We start from the raw sequence: 18,828 nt of genomic DNA on the forward strand, positions 1-18,828 counted from the left end.
GACGGGGTACGCTGGAGAGTCGCCCCCCTGCCAGCTCACGAAGGTTCGAGATGTCTGCTGCCGAGTCTGTCTTCCCGCAGCTCGAAGCTCTGCTCCCGCACGTGCAGAAGCCGATTCAGTACGTCGGTGGAGAGCTGAACTCCACGGTCAAGCCGTGGGAGTCCGCCGACGTCCGCTGGGCGCTGATGTACCCAGACGCGTACGAGGTCGGTCTGCCCAACCAGGGCGTCATGATCCTCTACGAGGTGCTGAACGAGCGCGAGGGCGTCCTCGCCGAGCGCACCTACAGCGTGTGGCCGGACCTCGAAGAGCTGATGCGCGAGCACAAGGTCCCGCAGTTCACGGTCGACAGCCACCGCCCGGTCGGCGCCTTCGACGTCTTCGGCCTGTCCTTCTCCACCGAGCTGGGCTACACCAACATGCTCACGGCCCTCGACCTGGCGGGCATCCCGCTGGAGTCGAAGGACCGCACCGTCGACCACCCCATCGTGCTCGCCGGAGGCCACGCCGCCTTCAACCCCGAGCCGATCGCGGACTTCATCGACGCGGCGATCATCGGCGACGGCGAGCAGGCCGTCCTCGACATGACCGAGATCATCCGCGCCTGGAAGGCCGAGGGCCGGCCCGGCGGCCGCGAGGAGGTCCTCTTCCGCCTCGCGAGGACCGGCAGCGTCTACATCCCGCGGTTCTACGACGTGGAGTACCTGCCGGACGGCCGCATCGGCCGTGTCGTGCCCAACAGGTCCGGTGTGCCGTGGCGCGTCTCCAAGCACACCGTCATGGACCTCGACGAGTGGCCCTACCCCAAGCAGCCCCTCGTCCCGCTCGCGGAGACCGTCCACGAGCGCATGTCCGTCGAGATTTTCCGCGGCTGCACCCGCGGCTGCCGTTTCTGCCAGGCCGGCATGATCACGCGCCCCGTGCGGGAGCGAAGCATCACCGGCATCGGCGAGATGGTCGAGAAGGGTCTCAAGGCGACGGGCTTCGAGGAGGTCGGCCTCCTCTCCCTCTCCTCCGCGGACCACTCGGAGATCGGCGACATCGCCAAGGGCCTCGCCGACCGGTACACCGAGGACAAGGTGGGCCTCTCGCTCCCCTCGACCCGCGTCGACGCCTTCAACGTGGACCTCGCCAACGAGCTGACCCGCAACGGCCGCCGCTCCGGTCTCACCTTCGCCCCCGAGGGCGGCTCCGAGCGCATGCGCAAGGTCATCAACAAGATGGTCTCGGAGGAGGACCTGATCCGGACCGTCTCCACCGCGTACGGCAACGGCTGGCGCCAGGTGAAGCTGTACTTCATGTGCGGCCTGCCGACGGAGACCGACGAGGACGTCCTCCAGATCGCCGACATGGCGATGAACGTGATCGCCGAGGGCCGCAAGGTCTCCGGCCAGAACGACATCCGCTGCACCGTCTCCATCGGTGGCTTCGTCCCCAAGCCGCACACCCCCTTCCAGTGGGCCCCGCAGCTCTCGGCGGAGGAGACGGACGAGCGCCTGCGCAAGCTCCGCGACAAGATCCGCGGCGACAAGAAGTACGGCCGCTCGATCGGCTTCCGTTACCACGACGGCAAGCCCGGCATCGTCGAGGGCCTGCTCTCCCGCGGCGACCGCCGCATCGGCGCCGTCATCCGCGCGGTCTACGAGGACGGCGGCCGCTTCGACGGCTGGCGCGAGCACTTCAGCTACGACCGCTGGATGGAGTGCGCCGGGAAGACCCTCCCCGAGTTCGGCCTGGACGTCGCCTGGTACACCACCCGCGAGCGCTCCTACGAGGAGGTCCTGCCCTGGGACCACCTGGACTCCGGCCTCGACAAGGACTGGCTCTGGGAGGACTGGCAGGACGCCCTCGACGAGACCGAGGTCGAGGACTGCCGCTGGACCCCGTGCTTCGACTGCGGCGTCTGCCCCTCCATGCAGACCGAGATCCAGATCGGCCCCACCGGCAAGAAGCTGCTGCCGCTCTCCGTGGTCAAGTAGGTCCCCGCACGCACGAGAAAGGGGCGCCCGGACGGAACTCCGTCCGGGCGCCCCTTTCTCGTGCGCGGGTGCCGGGGTCAGCTCGTGATGTGTTCCGGGCGGGTGGTGACGGTCTCCGCCGCCTCGGGGGTGGGGGCGGGGGTGCGCTCGGCGACCGGGACCACGGGCGGGGTCGGGGTGTTCTCGGCCAGGAAGACGGCGCGGGCGACGCGCTCGGCGGCATGGCCGTCGTCCCAGGCGCAGAAGCGCTCGCGGAAGGCCCGGCGCAGCTCGGCGGCGGGCTCGGCGGCCCAGGCGCCGCCGCGGAACGCCTCGATCAGCTCGTCCTCCGTGGTGGCGATCACACCGGGGGTGTCACCGGGCTCGCCGGAGAGCAGGTCGAAGGTCACACCGCGGCAGGTGCGGTACATCTCCCAGTCGTCGGCGTAGGTGACGATCGGCCGGTCGAGGTTGGCGTAGTCGAACATGATCGACGAGTAGTCGGTGATCAGCGCGTCCGCCGCGAGGCACAGCTCCTCCACCGACGGGTGGCGCGAGACGTCGACCAGGGCGCCCCGCTCGGCGAGCGCGCTCAGCTCCCGGTCGGCGCCGTAGAAGTAGTGGGCGCGGACCAGGAGGACGTAGTCGGGGCCGAGCTCGCGGGCGAAGCGGGCGAGGTCCAGACGGGAGACGAACGCGTCCCTCTGGTGGTCGCGGACGGTGGGCGCGTACAGGATCGCCTTCTTGCCGGGGGCGATGCCCAGCGCGCCGCGGATCCGGCGCACGTCCTCGGCGCCGGCCCGGTAGTAGACGTCGTTGCGCGGGTAGCCGGTGTTGAGGGTGCGGAAGGGCGCCGGGTAGACCCGCTCCCACTGCTCGGTGGAGTGCTGGTTGGAGGAGACGCTCCAGTCCCAGCGGTCCACCCGCTCCATGAGCTTGTCGAAGTCCATGCTCCTGGCGACGGCCGGGTAGTGCTGCTGGTCCATGCCCATCCGCTTCAGCGGGGTGCCGTGGTGGGTCTGGAGGTGGACCTGGCCGGGGCGCTTGACCACCGAATCCGGGAAGTTCACGTTGTTGACCAGGTACTTCGCCCGGGCCATGGCCTTCCAGTAGCCGAAGGTGGCGGGGGCGATCCGGGTGATGCCCGCGGGCAGCTTGCCGGCGTACGCCTGGTTGACCACCCAGACCCCGCGCAGCTTCGGCGCGACCTTCTTGGCGGCCTCGTGGACGGCGAGCGGGTTGCAGCCGGGGGTGCGGCCCCAGTAGGCGGAGTAGACGGCGAGGTTCTCGTCCACGGGGAGCCTGCGCTGCACCGCGTAGTACGTCTTCAGGGCCTTGCGGCCGCCCCAGCGCTTCGACCGGCCCAGCGCGCGGAAGGTGGTCTCGCGGGTGCCGTTGGCCGCCTTGAGCGACTCGAAGGCCGCGTACGAGCCGGTCCTGAGGACCTTGAACTTCAGGCCGGTGATGCCGGGCGGCGGGGTGAAGCCCTTGGGCTCGTTCCTGCGGTACAGCTTGCCGGCCTCGCGGATGTAGGCGCGGCGGTGGCTGCGCGGTATTCGGAAGCCGCGGGCGAGGGTGTAGAGAAAGTGGCTGACCATCCGCTCGAAGACGATCTTGCGGTACTCGTCGAGGCCCGGGCGGCCTTCGAGCTGGTCGAAGACCCGCTGGTACTGCTCGAAGATCACGAAGTGCTTGCGCGGCGAGCTGCTCCGCATGGAGCTGCCCTGGCGGCGCTGGCGGTACTCGACGACGACGTACTCCAGGCCGGCGACGCGCCGGGCGGCGGCCATGGTCGTGTAGACCATGAGCGCGTCCTCGTAGAGGCCGTCGGTGAAGCGGAAGCCGCCGGTGGTGAAGAAGTCGCGGCGGTAGACGCGGTTCCAGACGACGGCGAAGAGCCGCAGCAGTTCGAGGTGGTCGACGGGGTCGACCTCCTCGCCGCGGATACCGGCCAGGATCGGGCCGCTGCGGCTGGGCTCGACGGAGCCGTCGACGTGGGTGCGGACGTGGTCGAAGACGAGGATCGCGGGGTCCCGGGCCTCGCCGAGCCGCCGCGCCAGGGCTTCGAGGGAGCCGGGGCGGATCGAGTCGTCGCCGTCCAGGAAGAGGAGGTAGTCGCCGCGTGCGTGCTCGACGCCGGTGTTGCGGGCGGCGCCGATGCCGCCGTTCTGCTCGCGGTGGACGGCGCGGACGCGCGCGTCGCGGGCGGCGAACTCGTCGATGATGGCGCCGCTGCTGTCCTGCGAGCAGTCGTCGACCGCGATGATCTCGAAGTCCGGGTAGCTCTGCGAGGTGATCGATTCGAGGCACTCGCGTATGTAGCCCTCGACCCCGTAGACCGGGATGATCACGCTGAACCGGGGGGTAGCTGCAGACGGCATACCGTGTGTCTCTCCTCAGTCGAACCGCTCAAGCGCAGTATGACAGGAGTACTCGAACGCCTCTCGGGGACGCGGGTGCCCGCACGGGCCTCCGACCGGGTGAACAGCGTGCTCCCAGTGGGTGAGGTGCGGGCCAATCGGGCTCGAACAGCCGGGGGGACCATCGTCTATTCTGAAGAGCTGTGGCGGTGCTGCGCTCCGGCGCCGGGACGCAGCGGGCCGGCGGACCTCCCCTCTGGGACGGGGAGGACACCTCTTACGAGCCCGCTGGAACAACCGAGAGCACTGCCCGTCACTCTCTCAGACGCTCGAGCCTGTCGAGCGGGTCTGAACCGGAAAGGAACGCAGAACTACATGACTCCCAGGCTCAGTGTCATCGTCCCGATCTACAACGTGGCGGAGTACCTGCCCGCTTGCCTCAACTCGCTGGCCGTCCAGACCTTCCAGGACCTGGAAGTGCTGATGATCGACGACGGGTCGACGGACGAGTCGAATGCCATAGCCGCGGAGTTCGCGGAGCGGGACGAGCGCTTCCGGCTGATCCGCAAGGAGAACGCCGGCCTGGGTGCCGCGCGCAACACGGGCCTCGACGCCCTGTCCCCGGAGAGCGAGTACTTCGCCTTCGTCGACAGCGACGACATGATCCCGCCCGACGCCTACCGGATCATGGTCGAGACGCTGGACGAGACCCAGTCCTCCTTCGCCGCGGGCAACGTCGAGCACATCAACTCGACCAAGGTGTGGCAGTCGCCGATGCACCGCTTCATCTCGCAGGGCACGGTGCGCAAGACGCACGTCCGCAAGAAGCGGATCCTGCTCAACGACCGCATCGCCTGCAACAAGGTCTTCCGCCGCTCCTTCTGGGACCAGCACGCGTTCCGCTTCCCCGAGGGTGTGCTGTACGAGGACATCCCGGTCACCATCCCGGCCCTGTACCTCGCCGAGTCCGTCGACGTCATCAGCCAGACCACGTACTACTGGAGGCTCCGCGACGGCGTCTCCAACCCGTCGATCACCCAGCGCCGCAACGTGCCCAAGGCCGTCCGCGACCGCGCGTCCGCCGTGACGGGCGTCAGCCGCTTCCTCGCCGAGCAGCCGGGCGCCGAGGCCCTGAAGCGTGACTACGACCGCACGGTGCTCACCGGCGACCTGCGCATCTTCCTCAACGTCATGCCCGACGGCGACGCGGAATACCACGCCGAGTTCATGCGCACGACCAACGAGTTCCTCGACGGCATCGACTTCAGCCTGATCGAGACGCTCCCCACCCCGCTGCGCGTCAAGTGGCTGCTCACCCGCAAGCGCGCCGTCAAGGAGCTCATCGCCTTCGTCCAGGCCGAGCGCATCGGCGAGCCGGTCCCGCTCGAGGGCGTCCTGCGCAAGTACGCCAAGTACTCCGCGCTCGACACCCAGCCGGACCTGGTCCCCAAGAAGCTCCTCCGGGTCGACAAGGAGCTCCAGCTGCGCGCCCCGCTCACCGAGCTGTGCTGGGAGGACGGCAAGCTGAAGATGGCCGGCCACGCGTGGATCGACCGCGTGGACCACTCCGGCAAGCGCAGCGTCGTCAAGCTGCTCCAGCTGAAGAAGGACGGCAGCCAGCGACGTACGCTCATCCCGCTCGGCAACACCTTCGCCCCCGAGGCCACCACCGAGTCCGGGCACAAGGGCCGCGGCCACAACTTCGACTGGGCCGGCTGGGAGACCGTCATCGACCCGGCGCGCCTGCGCAAGGGCGACCAGTGGCAGGAAGCCATCTGGCACGTCGGCATGCGCGTCATGTCCGGTGGCCTCGTGCGCTCCCGCTCCGTGCACTCGTACGGCTACGACCGCCTCTCCTACCCGCCCTACCAGTGGCTCGACGAGGACTACCGCCTGCTCCCCGAGGTGCGGAAGGCCGCGCTCAAGCTGCGCGTCGAGAAGGTCTCGGCCCTCGTCACGGCCTTCCGTCACGAGGGTGACGAACTCGTCGTCGAGTGCGGTTTCCGCGAGGCCGTCGCCGAGGGCACCGAGCTCTTCCTGCGGGTCATCAACCAGGGCAGCGGAGAGGTCCTTCTCTACCCGGCCGAGGTCCTCTCCCGGTCCGGCAGGCACCAGCAGCTGCGTGCCCGCGTCCCGCTCCGCGAGATCGCCCTGCTCCCCGAGCACCTGGACGCCGCCACCCCCGACGCCGCGAAGACCATGCGTCGCAACTGGAGCACCCAGATCCGCATCGAGGAGCCCGGGCAGCGCCCGCGGAACGTCAAGACCGTGATCAAGGACGGCGTCGCCGACCTCCAGATCCGCCTGCCCAAGTCCTTCGGTGAGGGCGCCGACCTCAACGAGGTCGCCGTCATCGGCGGCACCAACGGCTACTTCAAGTTCTCGGGCCGTCCGCTGCGTGGCAAGATCACCGACGTCGCGGAGTCCGACGGCACGTTCACGATCCGCGGTACGGCCCCGGCGGACCTGAAGGGCTACCACCTGGTCGTCAGCGCGAAGAGCCGTTTCGACGAGCGCAAGGTCCCGCTGACCGTGCACGCGGACGGCACCTTCGAGGCCTCCTTCCGCCCCTCCCGGATGTCGGGCGCCTCCGGCAACCTGCCGCTGAAGACCGGCCGCTGGGTCTTCCGCCTGGACGGCGCGGAGGAGACCGACCCGCAGCTGACGCTCGTCGCGGACCGGCTCGCTGTGTCGCAGTTCCCCCTGAAGGGCGCCGCGGACGGCCGCGACTACCGGCTGGAGATCCTCTGGCAGGACCACGCGCAGCTCATCTGCCTGCCGGACCTCAACGACCTGGAGCGCGGACCCAACCGCCAGTTCCAGCTCCGCGAGGAGGTGTACGAGAACGCCCGCAGGCTGCCGCTGCGCGACCAGGTCCTGTACATCAGCTACAACGGCAAGCAGTTCTCGGACAGCCCCCGCGCGCTCCACGAGGAGCTGCTGCGGCGGGGCTCGGACGTCGAGCACCTGTGGGCGGTCCGTGACGGCCAGGTCGAGCTGCCCGACACGCTCAAGGCGGTCCGCTTCCAGGGCACCGACTGGTACGAGGCGCTGGCCCGCGCCCGCTACATCGTCACCAACGGCCACCTGCCGCACTGGATCAAGCGGCGCGAGGGCCAGGTCATCGTGCAGGCCTGGCACGGCACGATGCTGAAGAAGATCGGCCTGGACATCAGCGCCCCGGCGTTCGACCCGAACTACCACGCGCGCCTGGTCCAGGAGTCGGCGAACTGGAACATCCTCGTCTCGTCGAACCGCTTCAGCACGCCGATCCTCAAGCGCGCCATGGGCTACGACGGCCTGATCGCCGAGACCGGCTACCCGCGCAACGACTACCTCTACGCCGAGGACCGCGACGAGCGGGCCGAGGCCGTGAAGGAGAAGCTCGGCCTGCCGAAGGACAAGAAGGTCGTGCTGTACGCGCCGACCTGGCGTGACGACCTGTCGCACAGCCGCGGCCACTTCAAGTTCGACCTCCGCGTCGACCTGGAGGACGCCCGCCGCCGCCTCGGCGACGACCACGTCTTCCTCGTGCGCCGCCACTCGAACATCGTGGACCTCGTCCCCGGTGCCGGGAACGGCTTCGTCTTCGACGTCTCGGAGTACCCGGACATCGCGGACCTGTACCTGGCGGCCGACGTCATGATCACGGACTACTCCTCGGTCATGTTCGACTACGCCCACCTCAAGCGTCCGATGCTGTTCTTCACCTACGACCTGGAGCACTACCGGGACCGCCTGCGCGGCTTCTACTTCGACTTCGAGCAGGACGCCCCCGGCCCGCTCATCGGCACCTCCGACGAGCTCATCCAGGCGATCCTCGACATCGACGAGGTCGCGGCCGAGTACAAGGGGAAGTACGACGCCTTCCACCACAACTTCTGCGACCTCGACGACGGTCACGCGTCGGAGCGTCTGGCCGACCTGATGTTCAAGACGGCCCGGGACGGCGCGCCGCTGTAACCCCCGGCACGGAAGAGGGCCCCGGCCCGCAGGTCTCCCTGCGGGCCGGGGCCCTCTCGCCGTTCCGCGCTACTTCTTGTCGACGATCTTCAGCGACAGCTGGCCGTTGCTGGCGAAGTACGGGCGCAGCTCGTGGTGCGGGCCGCCGACACCGGCCACGGCCGCGGGGGCGGCGGCGAGGCGACCGCGCCAGCCGCCGGCCTTCGGCTTGGTCTCGGCGTCGGCCCTGATCGGCGCGCCGGAGGACTTGACGACCGGGTAGCGGAAGGTGAAGACGTTCATCGGGGCGAGGACTTCCGTCGCGAGCTTGCACATGCGGATCCGCGCGGACTCCTGGTCGGGCAGCAGCCACAGCTCCCAGATGTCCTCGGTACCGCTCGTGTGGAGGCGGGCCGCGGCGGCGTTGTCGAGGGTCACCGTGAAGTGTCCGTCGGCGCCGGGCTTCACCGGGAGGGTGAAGTTCTTGTCCGCCTCTTCGCGGTGGACGGCCTCGACGAGGCTGTCGCCGCCGAGTCCGACGCCCCAGGCGGCGGCGTCCACGACGATCGAGGTGGCGCCGGCCCTGACGGTGGCGACCTCGACGTGCTGGGCGCGCACGCGGCTCTGGACGCGCAGGGTGCCGTCCGTGTGCGCGTACGGCAGCAGGAGCGAGAGGGCCGGGCCCTCCGGGCGGTGGTGCTTCATCGACGGGATGTACGTGGTGTCGCAGCCGGTCGAGTGCAGCGGCAGATCGGAGTCGACGGCGCTGATGGTGAGCTCCCAGTCGCCCTCGGCGAGCCTGCCGACCGCGGGGACCAGCGCCTCGCCGCCGACGAAGGGCAGGACGACGTCCTCGGCCTTCTTGCGGACGTCCTTGCAGACCAGCCGGGCGTCGCTGCCGGCGGCCAGGCCGTCGACGCGGACCAGGACGTCGCCCTGCGGGGTGACCGCGGCGGCGGCCTCGCGCGGGACGGCACGGCGGGCTCGCATGGTCTCGACGAGCCGCTCGAAGCGCTCGGCGATGGCGGCCTCCTGGAAGCGGACCACGTTGGCCACGGCAGCCGTGGCCATCTTCCGGCGCAGGTCGTCGTCGGAGATCAGCTTCTCGATGTGCTCGGCGAGCGCTTCCTTGTCGCCGACGGGGACGACGTAGCCGTCCTCGCCCTGCGTGATGATGTTGCGGGGGCCGTGCGGGGCGTCGTAGCAGATCGCCGGGAGGCCGGCCGCCATCGCCTCGACGGTGACGTTGCCGAACGCCTCCCGCTCGGACGGGAGCACGAAGAGGGACGCCTTGGCGAACTCGGGGATGACCGGGGTGGCCGGGCCCATGAGGAAGACCTGGTTGTTGCTGTCGGTCTCGTCGATCTTCCTGCGCAGGTTGGCGTGCTCGGGGCCGGAGCCGTAGATCCGCAGGCTCCAGTCCGGGTGGCGCGGAGCCACCGTGGAGAAGGCCTCGATGACGTCGGCGAAGCCCTTGTGCGGCTTGAGCAGGCCCGCGGCGACGACGATCTTGTTCTCGCCCGTGGACATCCGGCCCTCGTGGGCCGGGATGCAGTTGGGCAGCTCTGCGAGCATGTGCCGCACGCCGGGGACGTGGCGGGCGATGGTCTTCAGCTCTTCCGGCGTCGGCGCGGTGATCGCGTCCATCTTCGGGTACGCGTCCGCGAAGAGGGCGTCCCGGATGTGCGGTCCGTACTGCGCGGGGCGCGAGTGCTCGATCGCGACCTTGAGGTAGTCGCCCTCGGCGTACGCCAGCATGATCGTGATTCTGGGGTTGGCGCTGACCACCACGTCGGCGTCGGTCGTCGCCAGGTACTCCAGCAGCCGCTTCTCCGCGAGGCGGCTGATCCACGGCTTCTTGTCCGACGGGTCGTTCGGGTAGATGTGCGGGAAGACGTCGATCTGCGGGTCGTCCCCGTCGTAGGTGTGCGAGTGCTTCCGGTAGTCGGTCAGGGCGAGGGTCTTCACCCGGGGATCGAGCGGGAAGAACGCCTGGTCGCGGTTGCGGCGGAGCGCCACCAGCTCGACCTCGTGGTTCTCCACGAGGGCCTTGGCCAGGTTGTGGGTGGCGCTCACTACGCCGCCGATGTGACAGCGGTCCGCCAGAAGGAAGGATATTTTCACGCCGAGCCTCGAAGTCTACGGGTGGAGGGCCCCGAACGTAGGGGCCTACGGAACGTGCGTCGAGCACGGAGGTGACGCACCTATAGGTTACGGGGCCGTGACCCTGAGGCGGGGAGGTGCGTCCGCCTCCGTACGGATGCCCCGGGGACGCCGACTCGTAACGCCTTGGTATCGACAGCCGTGACCGGAACCCGACGGTCGGCCCGGCACGTCGTTCTGGGCATGGACACGGAAAACCCGGGCTGCCTCACGGGGGTGGCGCGCGCCATCGCCCTCGTCGTCGTCCTGCCCCTCCGGCTGGTCTGGGACGCTCTCGCCTGGTGTTTCCGGCAGCTGTGGCGCTGGATCCTCGCCCCGGTCGGCCGCGCGCTCGGATGGCTGCTCCACTACGTCGTCGTCATTCCGCTCCGATGGCTGTGGGAGTGGGTCCTCGTCCCGGTCGGCCGTGCGCTGGGATGGCTGCTCCACCACCTGCTCGTGATTCCCCTCCGATGGCTGTGGGAATGGGTCCTCCTCCCCGTGGGCAAGGCCCTCTGGTGGGTCGTCGACCTCCTCGTCGTCACCCCGCTCCGCCTGCTCTGGCGCTATGTGCTCGGCCCCGTCTGCCGCTACGTCGGCGCCGCCCTCGCCTGGGCCTGGCGGATCGCCGGGCGGATCTCGCGGGCCGTCGGCCTGGCGATCCGCTGGGTGCTGTGGAACGCGATCGGCCGCCCGCTCGCCTGGGTGTACCGGGTGCTCCTCACCCCGTTGGGCCACTGGCTGCGCACCTGGGTGTGGGCGCCGCTCGCCTCCTTCGGGCGTGCCGTCCGCACCGCCACCCGCGACGTGTGGACCGCTCTCTTCGGCGGCCCCCGCTGACCCGCCCGCCCACGTCCCGGGCGCCCCGCCCGGGAACCCGAGGTGGCCCGGGCGCGTACTCTGGGTAGTACAACGAACGTCCACGGCGCGGCGCCCGCCCCCGAGATCTCCCCGCCCCGGGCGGGGGTGGTCCGGGCGGGAGCCCACGGGACGCCGAAGAGCTTCCGGGCGGAACGCCACCCGCGCCCGCCCCGCACCGAGGAGAAGAACCACTGGGCAAGCGACAGCCCGAAGGCCCGCCGCCCGCACCGGCGGTGCAGCGCATCCGACTGCGCTACACCAAGCGCGGCCGCCTCCGGTTCACCAGCCACCGCGACTTCCAGCGCGCCTTCGAGCGCGCCCTGCGCCGCGCCGAGGTGCCCATGGCGTACTCGGCCGGCTTCACCCCGCACCCCAAGGTGTCGTACGCCAACGCCGCCCCCACGGGTACGGGCTCCGAGGCCGAGTTCCTGGAGATCGCCCTCACCGAGCGCCGCGACCCCGAGACCCTGCGGGCCCTGCTCGACGAGTCCCTCCCGGCCGGCCTCGACATCACCGACGCCGTGGAGGCCCACACCTCCGGGCTCGCCGACCGGCTCACCGCCTCCCTGTGGGAGCTCCGGCTCGACGGCGTCGCCGTCGACGACGCACGCAAGGCCGTCGACGCCTTCCTCGCCGCCGAGACGGTGGAGGTGCAGCGCAAGACCAAGAACGGCATCCGTACCTTCGACACCCGCTCCGCGGTCGCCGGTCTCGTCGCGGACCGTCCCCAGGGTGATAGGCCCGCCACCGATGCCTGTGCGATACTGCGGCTGGTTGTTCGGCACGTGACACCTGCCGTGCGACCCGACGACGTCCTGTCCGGTCTCCGAGCTGTGGCCGACCTGGCGCCGCCGGTCCCCGCAGCGGTGACCAGGCTGGCGCAGGGGCTCTTCGACGAGGAGTCCGGCACGGTGACCGACCCGCTCGCGCCCGACCGCGAGGCAGTCACGGCCGCCCCATCCACGGCCGCCGCGACCGCCCCGGCGACGGCGCCGGAGGCAGGCCCCGCGTAGGGGACGACGTCGAGCGCAGCCCTGGCACTCGGGAGCCACCTGGGTCGGGCGGCGCACTGACCAGAAGACTTTCGCCAGGCCGTACGCATCGGGTGTACGGAACCGGCGAGCCAGACATTCAGCTCCCGTGCGGCGCCCGCGCCCCGGACGGCGGCACCGCGCACGAAGCGCGTTCGTGCCGCCACCGGAATCCGACGCGGCGCCCGGGAGCGTGACGGGAGAACCGCCCGCATGCTCGAAAACACCAACGAGACCGCCGAGAACAACGACAGCGACGCACCCGGCGACAAGCTGCCGCCGCGCCGCCGGCGCCGCGCCGCTTCCCGGCCCGCCGGCCCGCCGGTGACGGCCGTCGGCGAGACCGCCGAGGCCGTCGCCGAGGTCGTGGAGCCCACCGCGGCCCCCGCCGCCGAGCCGGTCGCCGAGGCCGCCCCGGCCCGGACCCGCCGCCGCGCCACCCGCAAGACCGCCGCCCCGGCGGCCGCCGCCGCGCCGGTCGAGGAGCCCGTGGCCGAGGCCCCGGTCGCAGCCCCCGCCGCCGAGGCGGAGGAGCCCGCCGAGGCCGCCCCCGCCCGCACCCGCCGCCGCGCCACCCGCAAGGCCACCGCGCCCGTGACGGCCCCGGCCGCCGAGGAGACGCCCGCCGAGGAGACCGCGGAGCCCGCCGCCGAGACCCCGGCCGCCGCCGAGCCCGAGGCCGCTCCGGCGCGCCCGCGCCGCCGCGCCACCCGCCGCGCCAGCGCCCCGGCCGCCTCCCCGGCCCCGGTCGAGGAGTCCGTGGCCGAGGCCCCGGCCGCCGCCCCCGCCGTCGAGGCGGAGGAGCCGGCCGAGGCCGCCCCCGCCCGCACCCGCCGCCGCGCCACTCGCCGCTCCGCCGCCCCCGAGGTCACCGCGGACGTGGCGGCCGAGCTCGCCGCGCCGACCTCCGGCGAGGAGCTGCCCCAGGACACCGTCGAGGAGATCGCCTCCCACGGCGCCGACGTCGCCGCCGCCGAGGCCGCCGCCACCCGGGGCCGCGGCCGCCGCCGCGTCAGCACGCCGCAGTTCACCTCCGAGCCGCCCACCGACGAGGAGGCCCCGCGCCGCCGCCGCGCCGAGCGCCCGGCCGTCGCCGTCTTCCAGGCCCCCGTCTTCGCCGAGCCGATGTTCCAGACGCCGGAGACCGCCGCCTTCGCCGCCGCCGCTGCCGCCGATGTCGAGGAGGAGCCGGAGGAGGCCGAGGAGACCGTCGTCGAGACGGTCGAGGCCGTCGAGCCCGCCGACACCGGCTCCCGTCGCCGTCGCCGCCGCCGCGGCGAGCCCGTCGCCGTCGAGCCCGTCCCGTCCACCGTCGCCGACGAGCCCGAGGTCGAGCACGTCGCCGACGAGGCCGAGGAGGAGGCCGAGGAGGCCGAGGACGGCGACGAGTACGGCGACCGCCCCTCCCGCCGCCGCCGTCGGGGCGGCCGTCGCCGCCGCCGCGGCGAGTCCGCCGAGGCGGAGGAGGCCGAGGAGGGCGACGAGTCCGACGAGCCGCACGCCGAGGACGAGGCCGAGGGCGAGTCCGAGGACGCCGACGACGAGTCCGGCTTCGGCGGCTCCAGCAGCTCCCGCCGTCGCCGCCGCCGTCGCCGCCGCAGCGGTGACGCCTCCGGCGAGGCCGAGACCACCGACGAGGACGGCGTCCGCACGGTGGTCAAGGTCCGCGAGCCCCGCCCGGCCCGTGAGAAGGCCGAACCCGGCACCGGCGCGGACGAGGTCCAGTCCATCAAGGGCTCCACCCGCCTGGAGGCCAAGAAGCAGCGCCGCCGCGAGGGCCGCGAGCAGGGCCGCCGCCGGGTCCCGATCATCACCGAGGCCGAGTTCCTCGCCCGCCGCGAGGCCGTCGAGCGCGTGATGGTCGTCCGCCAGAACGGCGAGCGCACCCAGATCGGCGTCCTGGAAGACAACGTGCTCGTCGAGCACTACGTCAACAAGGAGCAGGCCACCTCGTACGTCGGCAACGTCTACCTGGGCAAGGTCCAGAACGTGCTGCCGTCGATGGAGGCCGCCTTCGTCGACATCGGCAAGGGCCGCAACGCCGTCCTGTACGCCGGCGAGGTCAACTTCGAGGCGCTCGGCATGGGCCACGGCCCGCGCCGCATCGAGTCCGCCCTCAAGTCCGGCCAGTCCGTCCTGGTGCAGGTCACCAAGGACCCGATCGGCCACAAGGGCGCCCGCCTCACCAGCCAGGTCTCCCTGCCCGGCCGCTACCTCGTGTACGTCCCCGAGGGCTCGATGACCGGCATCAGCCGCAAGCTCCCGGACACCGAGCGCGCCCGCCTGAAGACCATCCTCAAGAAGATCGTCCCCGAGGACGCGGGCGTCATCGTGCGCACCGCCGCCGAGGGCGCGAGCGAGGACGAGCTGCGCCGCGACGTCGAGCGCCTCCAGGCGCAGTGGGCCGACATCCAGAAGAAGGCCGGCCAGATCTCGACGTCCGCGCCGAGCCTGCTCTACGGCGAGCCGGACATGACCGTCCGGGTCGTCCGCGACATCTTCAACGAGGACTTCTCCAAGGTCATCGTGAGCGGTGACGACGCCTGGGACACCATCCACGGCTACGTCTCGCACGTCGCGCCCGACCTGGCCGACCGCCTCCAGCGGTGGACCAGCGAGGTCGACGTCTTCGCCACCTACCGGATCGACGAGCAGCTGATGAAGGCGCTCGACCGGAAGGTCTGGCTGCCGTCCGGCGGCTCGCTGGTGATCGACAAGACCGAGGCGATGATCGTCGTCGACGTCAACACCGGCAAGTTCACCGGCCAGGGCGGCAACCTGGAGGAGACTGTCACCAGGAACAACCTGGAGGCGGCCGAGGAGATCGTGCGCCAGCTGCGCCTGCGCGACCTCGGCGGCATCGTCGTCATCGACTTCATCGACATGGTCCTGGAGTCCAACCGCGACCTGGTGCTCCGCCGTCTCCTGGAGTGCCTGGGCCGCGACCGGACCAAGCACCAGGTGGCCGAGGTCACCTCGCTGGGCCTGGTCCAGATGACCCGCAAGCGGGTCGGCCAGGGCCTCCTGGAGTCCTTCTCCGAGACCTGCGTCCACTGCAACGGCCGCGGTGTCATCGTCCACATGGAGCAGCCGGCCACGCACGGCGGCGGCGGTGGCGGCAAGCGCTCGAAGAAGCGCGGCCGCGGCGGCGAGGGCCACGACCACGGCCACGAGCACGCCCACGAGACGCACGAGGCGGAGGTCTCCGCGGAGACCGAGGCCGAGGTCGCGGCCGAGCTGGCCGCCCCGGTGGCCGTGCCGGTCCCGATCGCCCCGGACGAGGAGCTGTACGGCAGCGTCGCCGAGGCCGAGGCCGCCGCGACCCGGGGCCGTGGCCGCCGCCGGGTCACCCGCAAGGTGACCGCGCCGGTGACCCCGACCGCCGCCCCCGCCCCGACCCCGATCGCGGAGCCGGAGCCCGTCGTGGCCGAGCCCGTCGCGGCGGAGCCCGCGCCGGAGCCGGTCGCCGAGGCCGTCGAGGCGGCGCCCGCGCCGCGTACCCGCCGCCGTGCCACCCGTCGCGCGACCTCCCCGGTCGTGTCGACGGCCGGCGAGCCGGCCGTCGAGGCCGTCGTCGTGGCGGAGCCCGTCGTGGCCGCGGAGCCGGAGGCCGTGGCGGAGCCGGTCGTGGAGGCCGCGTCCGAGCCGGTCGCCGAGCCCGTCGCCGAGGAGGCCCCCGCGGCCGCCGCGCCGCGAGCCCGCCGCCGGGTGGTCCGCAAGGCCACCGCCCCGGCCGGCGCCCCCGCCGGTGCCGAGGCCGCCGAGATCGTGGTGGCCGCGGCCGCCCCGGCCGAGGAGCCGCAGGCCGAGGCCGAGCAGGAGGGCGAGGCCGCCCCGGCGGCCAAGAAGGCCGCCCGGAAGACGGCGAAGAAGGTCACCGCCAAGAAGGCCGCCACGAAGAAGACGGCGGCCAAGAAGACGGTGGCGAAGAAGACCGCCGCCAAGAAGACCACGGCCAAGAAGGCCGCGGAGAAGACCGCGGCGCCGGCCCAGGACTGAGCCGGTCCCGCCCCGGTGGGCCCCCTTCCGAAGGGGCCCACCGGGGCGGTCCGCACCCGGACGGGCGAATTTGACCCCCTGTGGCAGGCGCCCGTAACCTAGACCGTCGGCGTGTCTATGACGCGTCGCGCCTCTGAGCACCCCCCTCCCGCCCGCCGGGAGAGGCCGCTCGTCCGATCCGGATCGTCGTGGGCCCCCGGGCCCGCGCGTGGGTGGCTGGCGTCAGAGGTCCCGTTCCCGAGTGAGAGAGAGATCCGCGTGTACGCCATCGTGCGCAGCGGTGGTCGCCAGCACAAGGTTGCTGTCGGCGACATCGTTGAGGTTGACAAGATTTCCACCGCCAAGATCGGCGACACGGTCGAGCTCTCGACCCTGCTCGTCGTCGACGGCGACGCCGTGACCAGCGACCCGTGGGTCCTGGCGGGCATCAAGGTCCAGGCCGAGGTCGTGGACCACACCAAGGGCGCCAAGATCGACATCCTGCGCTACAAGAACAAGACCGGCTACCGCCGTCGCCAGGGTCACCGTCAGCAGTACACGGCGATCAAGGTCACGTCCATCCCGACGGCCGCGAAGTAAAGAGGGACTGAGCAATGGCACACAAGAAGGGCGCATCGTCCACCCGGAACGGTCGCGATTCCAACGCCCAGCGGCTCGGCGTGAAGCGCTTCGGCGGTCAGGTCGTCAACGCCGGTGAGATCCTGGTCCGCCAGCGCGGCACCCACTTCCACCCGGGCTCGGGTGTCGGTCGCGGTGGCGACGACACGCTGTTCGCCCTGCAGGCCGGTTCGGTGCAGTTCGGCACCTTCCGTGGCCGCAAGGTCGTGAACATCGTTCCGGTCGCCTGATCGGACGCTTTGCGGAGGCGGACCTCACTTCCCGGCTGGGAAGAGGGTCCGCCTTTCGCGTGTTACTAGATAGACATTCCCGTACATAGCTTTCCCGTACTTCGCTCTTCTGGAGGCACAGAACCATGACCACCTTCGTGGACCGCGTCGAGCTGCACGTCGCCGCGGGTAACGGGGGCCACGGCTGCGCCTCCGTTCACCGGGAGAAGTTCAAGCCGCTCGGCGGGCCCGACGGCGGCAACGGCGGCCGCGGCGGCGACGTGATCCTGGTCGTCGACCAGTCCGTCACCACGCTGCTCGAATACCACCACTCGCCGCACCGCAAGGCCACCAACGGCAAGCCCGGCGAGGGCGGCAACCGCGCCGGCAAGGACGGCCAGGACCTCGTCCTGTACGTGCCGGACGGCACCGTCGTCCTCGACAAGAAGGGCGAGGTCCTCGCGGACCTCGTCGGCCACGGCACGACGTACGTCGCCGCCGAGGGCGGCCGCGGCGGCCTCGGCAACGCCGCGCTCTCCTCCGCCCGCCGCAAGGCCCCCGGCTTCGCGCTGCTCGGCGTGCCCGGCGACCTCCAGGACATCGTCCTGGAGCTGAAGACCGTCGCCGACGTGGCGCTCGTCGGCTACCCCAGCGCCGGCAAGTCCTCGCTGATCTCCGTCCTCTCGGCCGCCAAGCCGAAGATCGCGGACTACCCCTTCACGACCCTGGTCCCGAACCTGGGCGTGGTCACGGCCGGTTCGACCGTCTACACGATCGCCGACGTCCCCGGCCTCATCCCCGGCGCCAGCCAGGGCCGCGGCCTCGGCCTGGAGTTCCTGCGCCACGTCGAGCGCTGCTCGGTCCTCGTCCACGTCCTCGACACGGCGACGCTGGAGTCCGACCGCGACCCGGTCACCGACCTCGACGTCATCGAGGAGGAGCTGAAGCAGTACGGCGGCCTCGACGACCGTCCGCGCATCGTCGTCCTCAACAAGATCGACATCCCGGACGGCCAGGACCTCGCGGACATGATCCGCCCGGATCTGGAGGAGCGCGGCTACCGCGTCTTCGAGGTCTCCGCGGTGGCCCGCACCGGTCTGAAGGAGCTCTCCTTCGCCCTCGCCGACATCGTCGGGAAGGCCCGCGCCGCCAAGCCGAAGGAGGAGGCGACCCGAATCGTCATCCGCCCGAAGGCCGTCGACGACGCCGGCTTCACCGTCACGTACGAGGAGCACGAGGACGTGTACCGCGTGCGCGGCGAGAAGCCGGAGCGCTGGGTCCGCCAGACCGACTTCAACAACGACGAGGCCGTCGGCTACCTCGCCGACCGCCTCAACCGCCTCGGCGTCGAGGACGCGCTGATGAAGGCCGGCGCCCGCGCCGGCGACGGCGTCGCGATCGGCTCCGAGGAGAACGCGGTCGTCTTCGACTGGGAGCCCACCGTCATGGCCGGCGCCGAGATGCTCGGCCGCCGAGGCGAGGACCACCGCCTCGACGCGCCGCGCCCCGCCGTCCAGCGCCGCCGCGACCGCGACGCGGAGCGGGACGACGCGGAGCGCGAGTACGACGAGTTCAACCCGTTCTAGCGGGACCTCGCGAGGGGGAGCGCGACGACGCGGAGCGCGAGGACGACGAGTCCACCCCGTTCCAGCGGGACCTCGACCGTGCCGGGACCCCCGGCGGCTTCGGCCGCCGGGGGTCCCGGCGT

10 protein-coding genes are annotated in these 18,828 nt (G+C 71.6%); 8 read left to right on the forward strand and 2 right to left on the reverse strand.

What is annotated here, in order from left to right:
* Positions 1-50: 50 nt before the first annotated feature.
* Positions 51-1,979 (forward strand): TIGR03960 family B12-binding radical SAM protein, encoded by a 1,929-nt coding sequence (locus ACFYT9_RS01695; RefSeq protein WP_387271392.1) that lies wholly within the window; start codon positions 51-53, stop codon positions 1,977-1,979.
* A 77-nt stretch (positions 1,980-2,056) separates the two neighbouring features.
* On the opposite strand, the gene ACFYT9_RS01700 is transcribed toward ACFYT9_RS01695, so the two are convergent.
* Positions 2,057-4,339 carry a CDP-glycerol glycerophosphotransferase family protein gene (locus tag ACFYT9_RS01700; protein ID WP_389160251.1) on the reverse strand — a complete coding sequence of 761 codons (2,283 nt, stop codon included), beginning with the start codon at positions 4,337-4,339 and terminating at the stop codon, positions 2,057-2,059.
* Positions 4,340-4,693: 354 nt separating this feature from the next.
* Here ACFYT9_RS01700 and ACFYT9_RS01705 point away from each other — a divergent pair, with 354 nt between their 5' ends.
* Positions 4,694-8,281, forward strand: a complete 3,588-nt coding sequence (locus tag ACFYT9_RS01705; protein WP_387280501.1) for a CDP-glycerol glycerophosphotransferase family protein — start codon at positions 4,694-4,696, stop codon at positions 8,279-8,281.
* Between the two features lie 69 nt (positions 8,282-8,350).
* Here the strand turns inward: ACFYT9_RS01705 and ACFYT9_RS01710 are convergent, their stop codons facing one another.
* Positions 8,351-10,336, reverse strand: coding sequence for a glycosyltransferase (locus ACFYT9_RS01710; RefSeq protein WP_389160253.1), 1,986 nt, complete (start codon positions 10,334-10,336; stop codon positions 8,351-8,353).
* Between the two features lie 270 nt (positions 10,337-10,606).
* Between ACFYT9_RS01710 and ACFYT9_RS01715 the strand changes: the two genes are divergently transcribed.
* The 6 genes from ACFYT9_RS01715 (at position 10,607) to obgE (ending at position 18,706) form a co-directional block, all read left to right on the forward strand.
* A complete protein-coding gene (locus tag ACFYT9_RS01715) occupies positions 10,607-11,242 on the forward strand; it encodes a hypothetical protein (RefSeq protein WP_389160255.1) in 636 nt (211 codons plus the stop codon).
* A gap of 254 nt (positions 11,243-11,496) precedes the next feature.
* On the forward strand, positions 11,497-12,276 hold the full coding sequence (locus tag ACFYT9_RS01720) for a TIGR03936 family radical SAM-associated protein (protein WP_389160258.1): 780 nt from the start codon (positions 11,497-11,499) through the stop codon (positions 12,274-12,276).
* Positions 12,277-12,507: 231 nt separating this feature from the next.
* Positions 12,508-16,293, forward strand: a complete 3,786-nt coding sequence (locus tag ACFYT9_RS01725) for a ribonuclease E/G (protein ID WP_389160261.1) — start codon at positions 12,508-12,510, stop codon at positions 16,291-16,293.
* Positions 16,294-16,551: 258 nt separating this feature from the next.
* Positions 16,552-16,872, forward strand: a complete 321-nt coding sequence (rplU, locus tag ACFYT9_RS01730; protein WP_128979761.1) for a 50S ribosomal protein L21 — start codon at positions 16,552-16,554, stop codon at positions 16,870-16,872.
* A 14-nt stretch (positions 16,873-16,886) separates the two neighbouring features.
* Entirely contained in the window at positions 16,887-17,141 is a 255-nt protein-coding gene (gene rpmA, locus ACFYT9_RS01735) for a 50S ribosomal protein L27 (RefSeq protein WP_030494090.1), read from the forward strand.
* Positions 17,142-17,266: 125 nt separating this feature from the next.
* Complete coding sequence (obgE, locus tag ACFYT9_RS01740) at positions 17,267-18,706, forward strand: GTPase ObgE (protein WP_376605782.1); 1,440 nt, start codon at positions 17,267-17,269, stop codon at positions 18,704-18,706.
* Positions 18,707-18,828: the final 122 nt, after the last annotated feature.

This window comes from Streptomyces sp. NPDC004435 (genome assembly GCF_042873895.1).
In the GTDB taxonomy this organism is placed as follows: Bacteria; Actinomycetota; Actinomycetes; order Streptomycetales; family Streptomycetaceae; genus Streptomyces.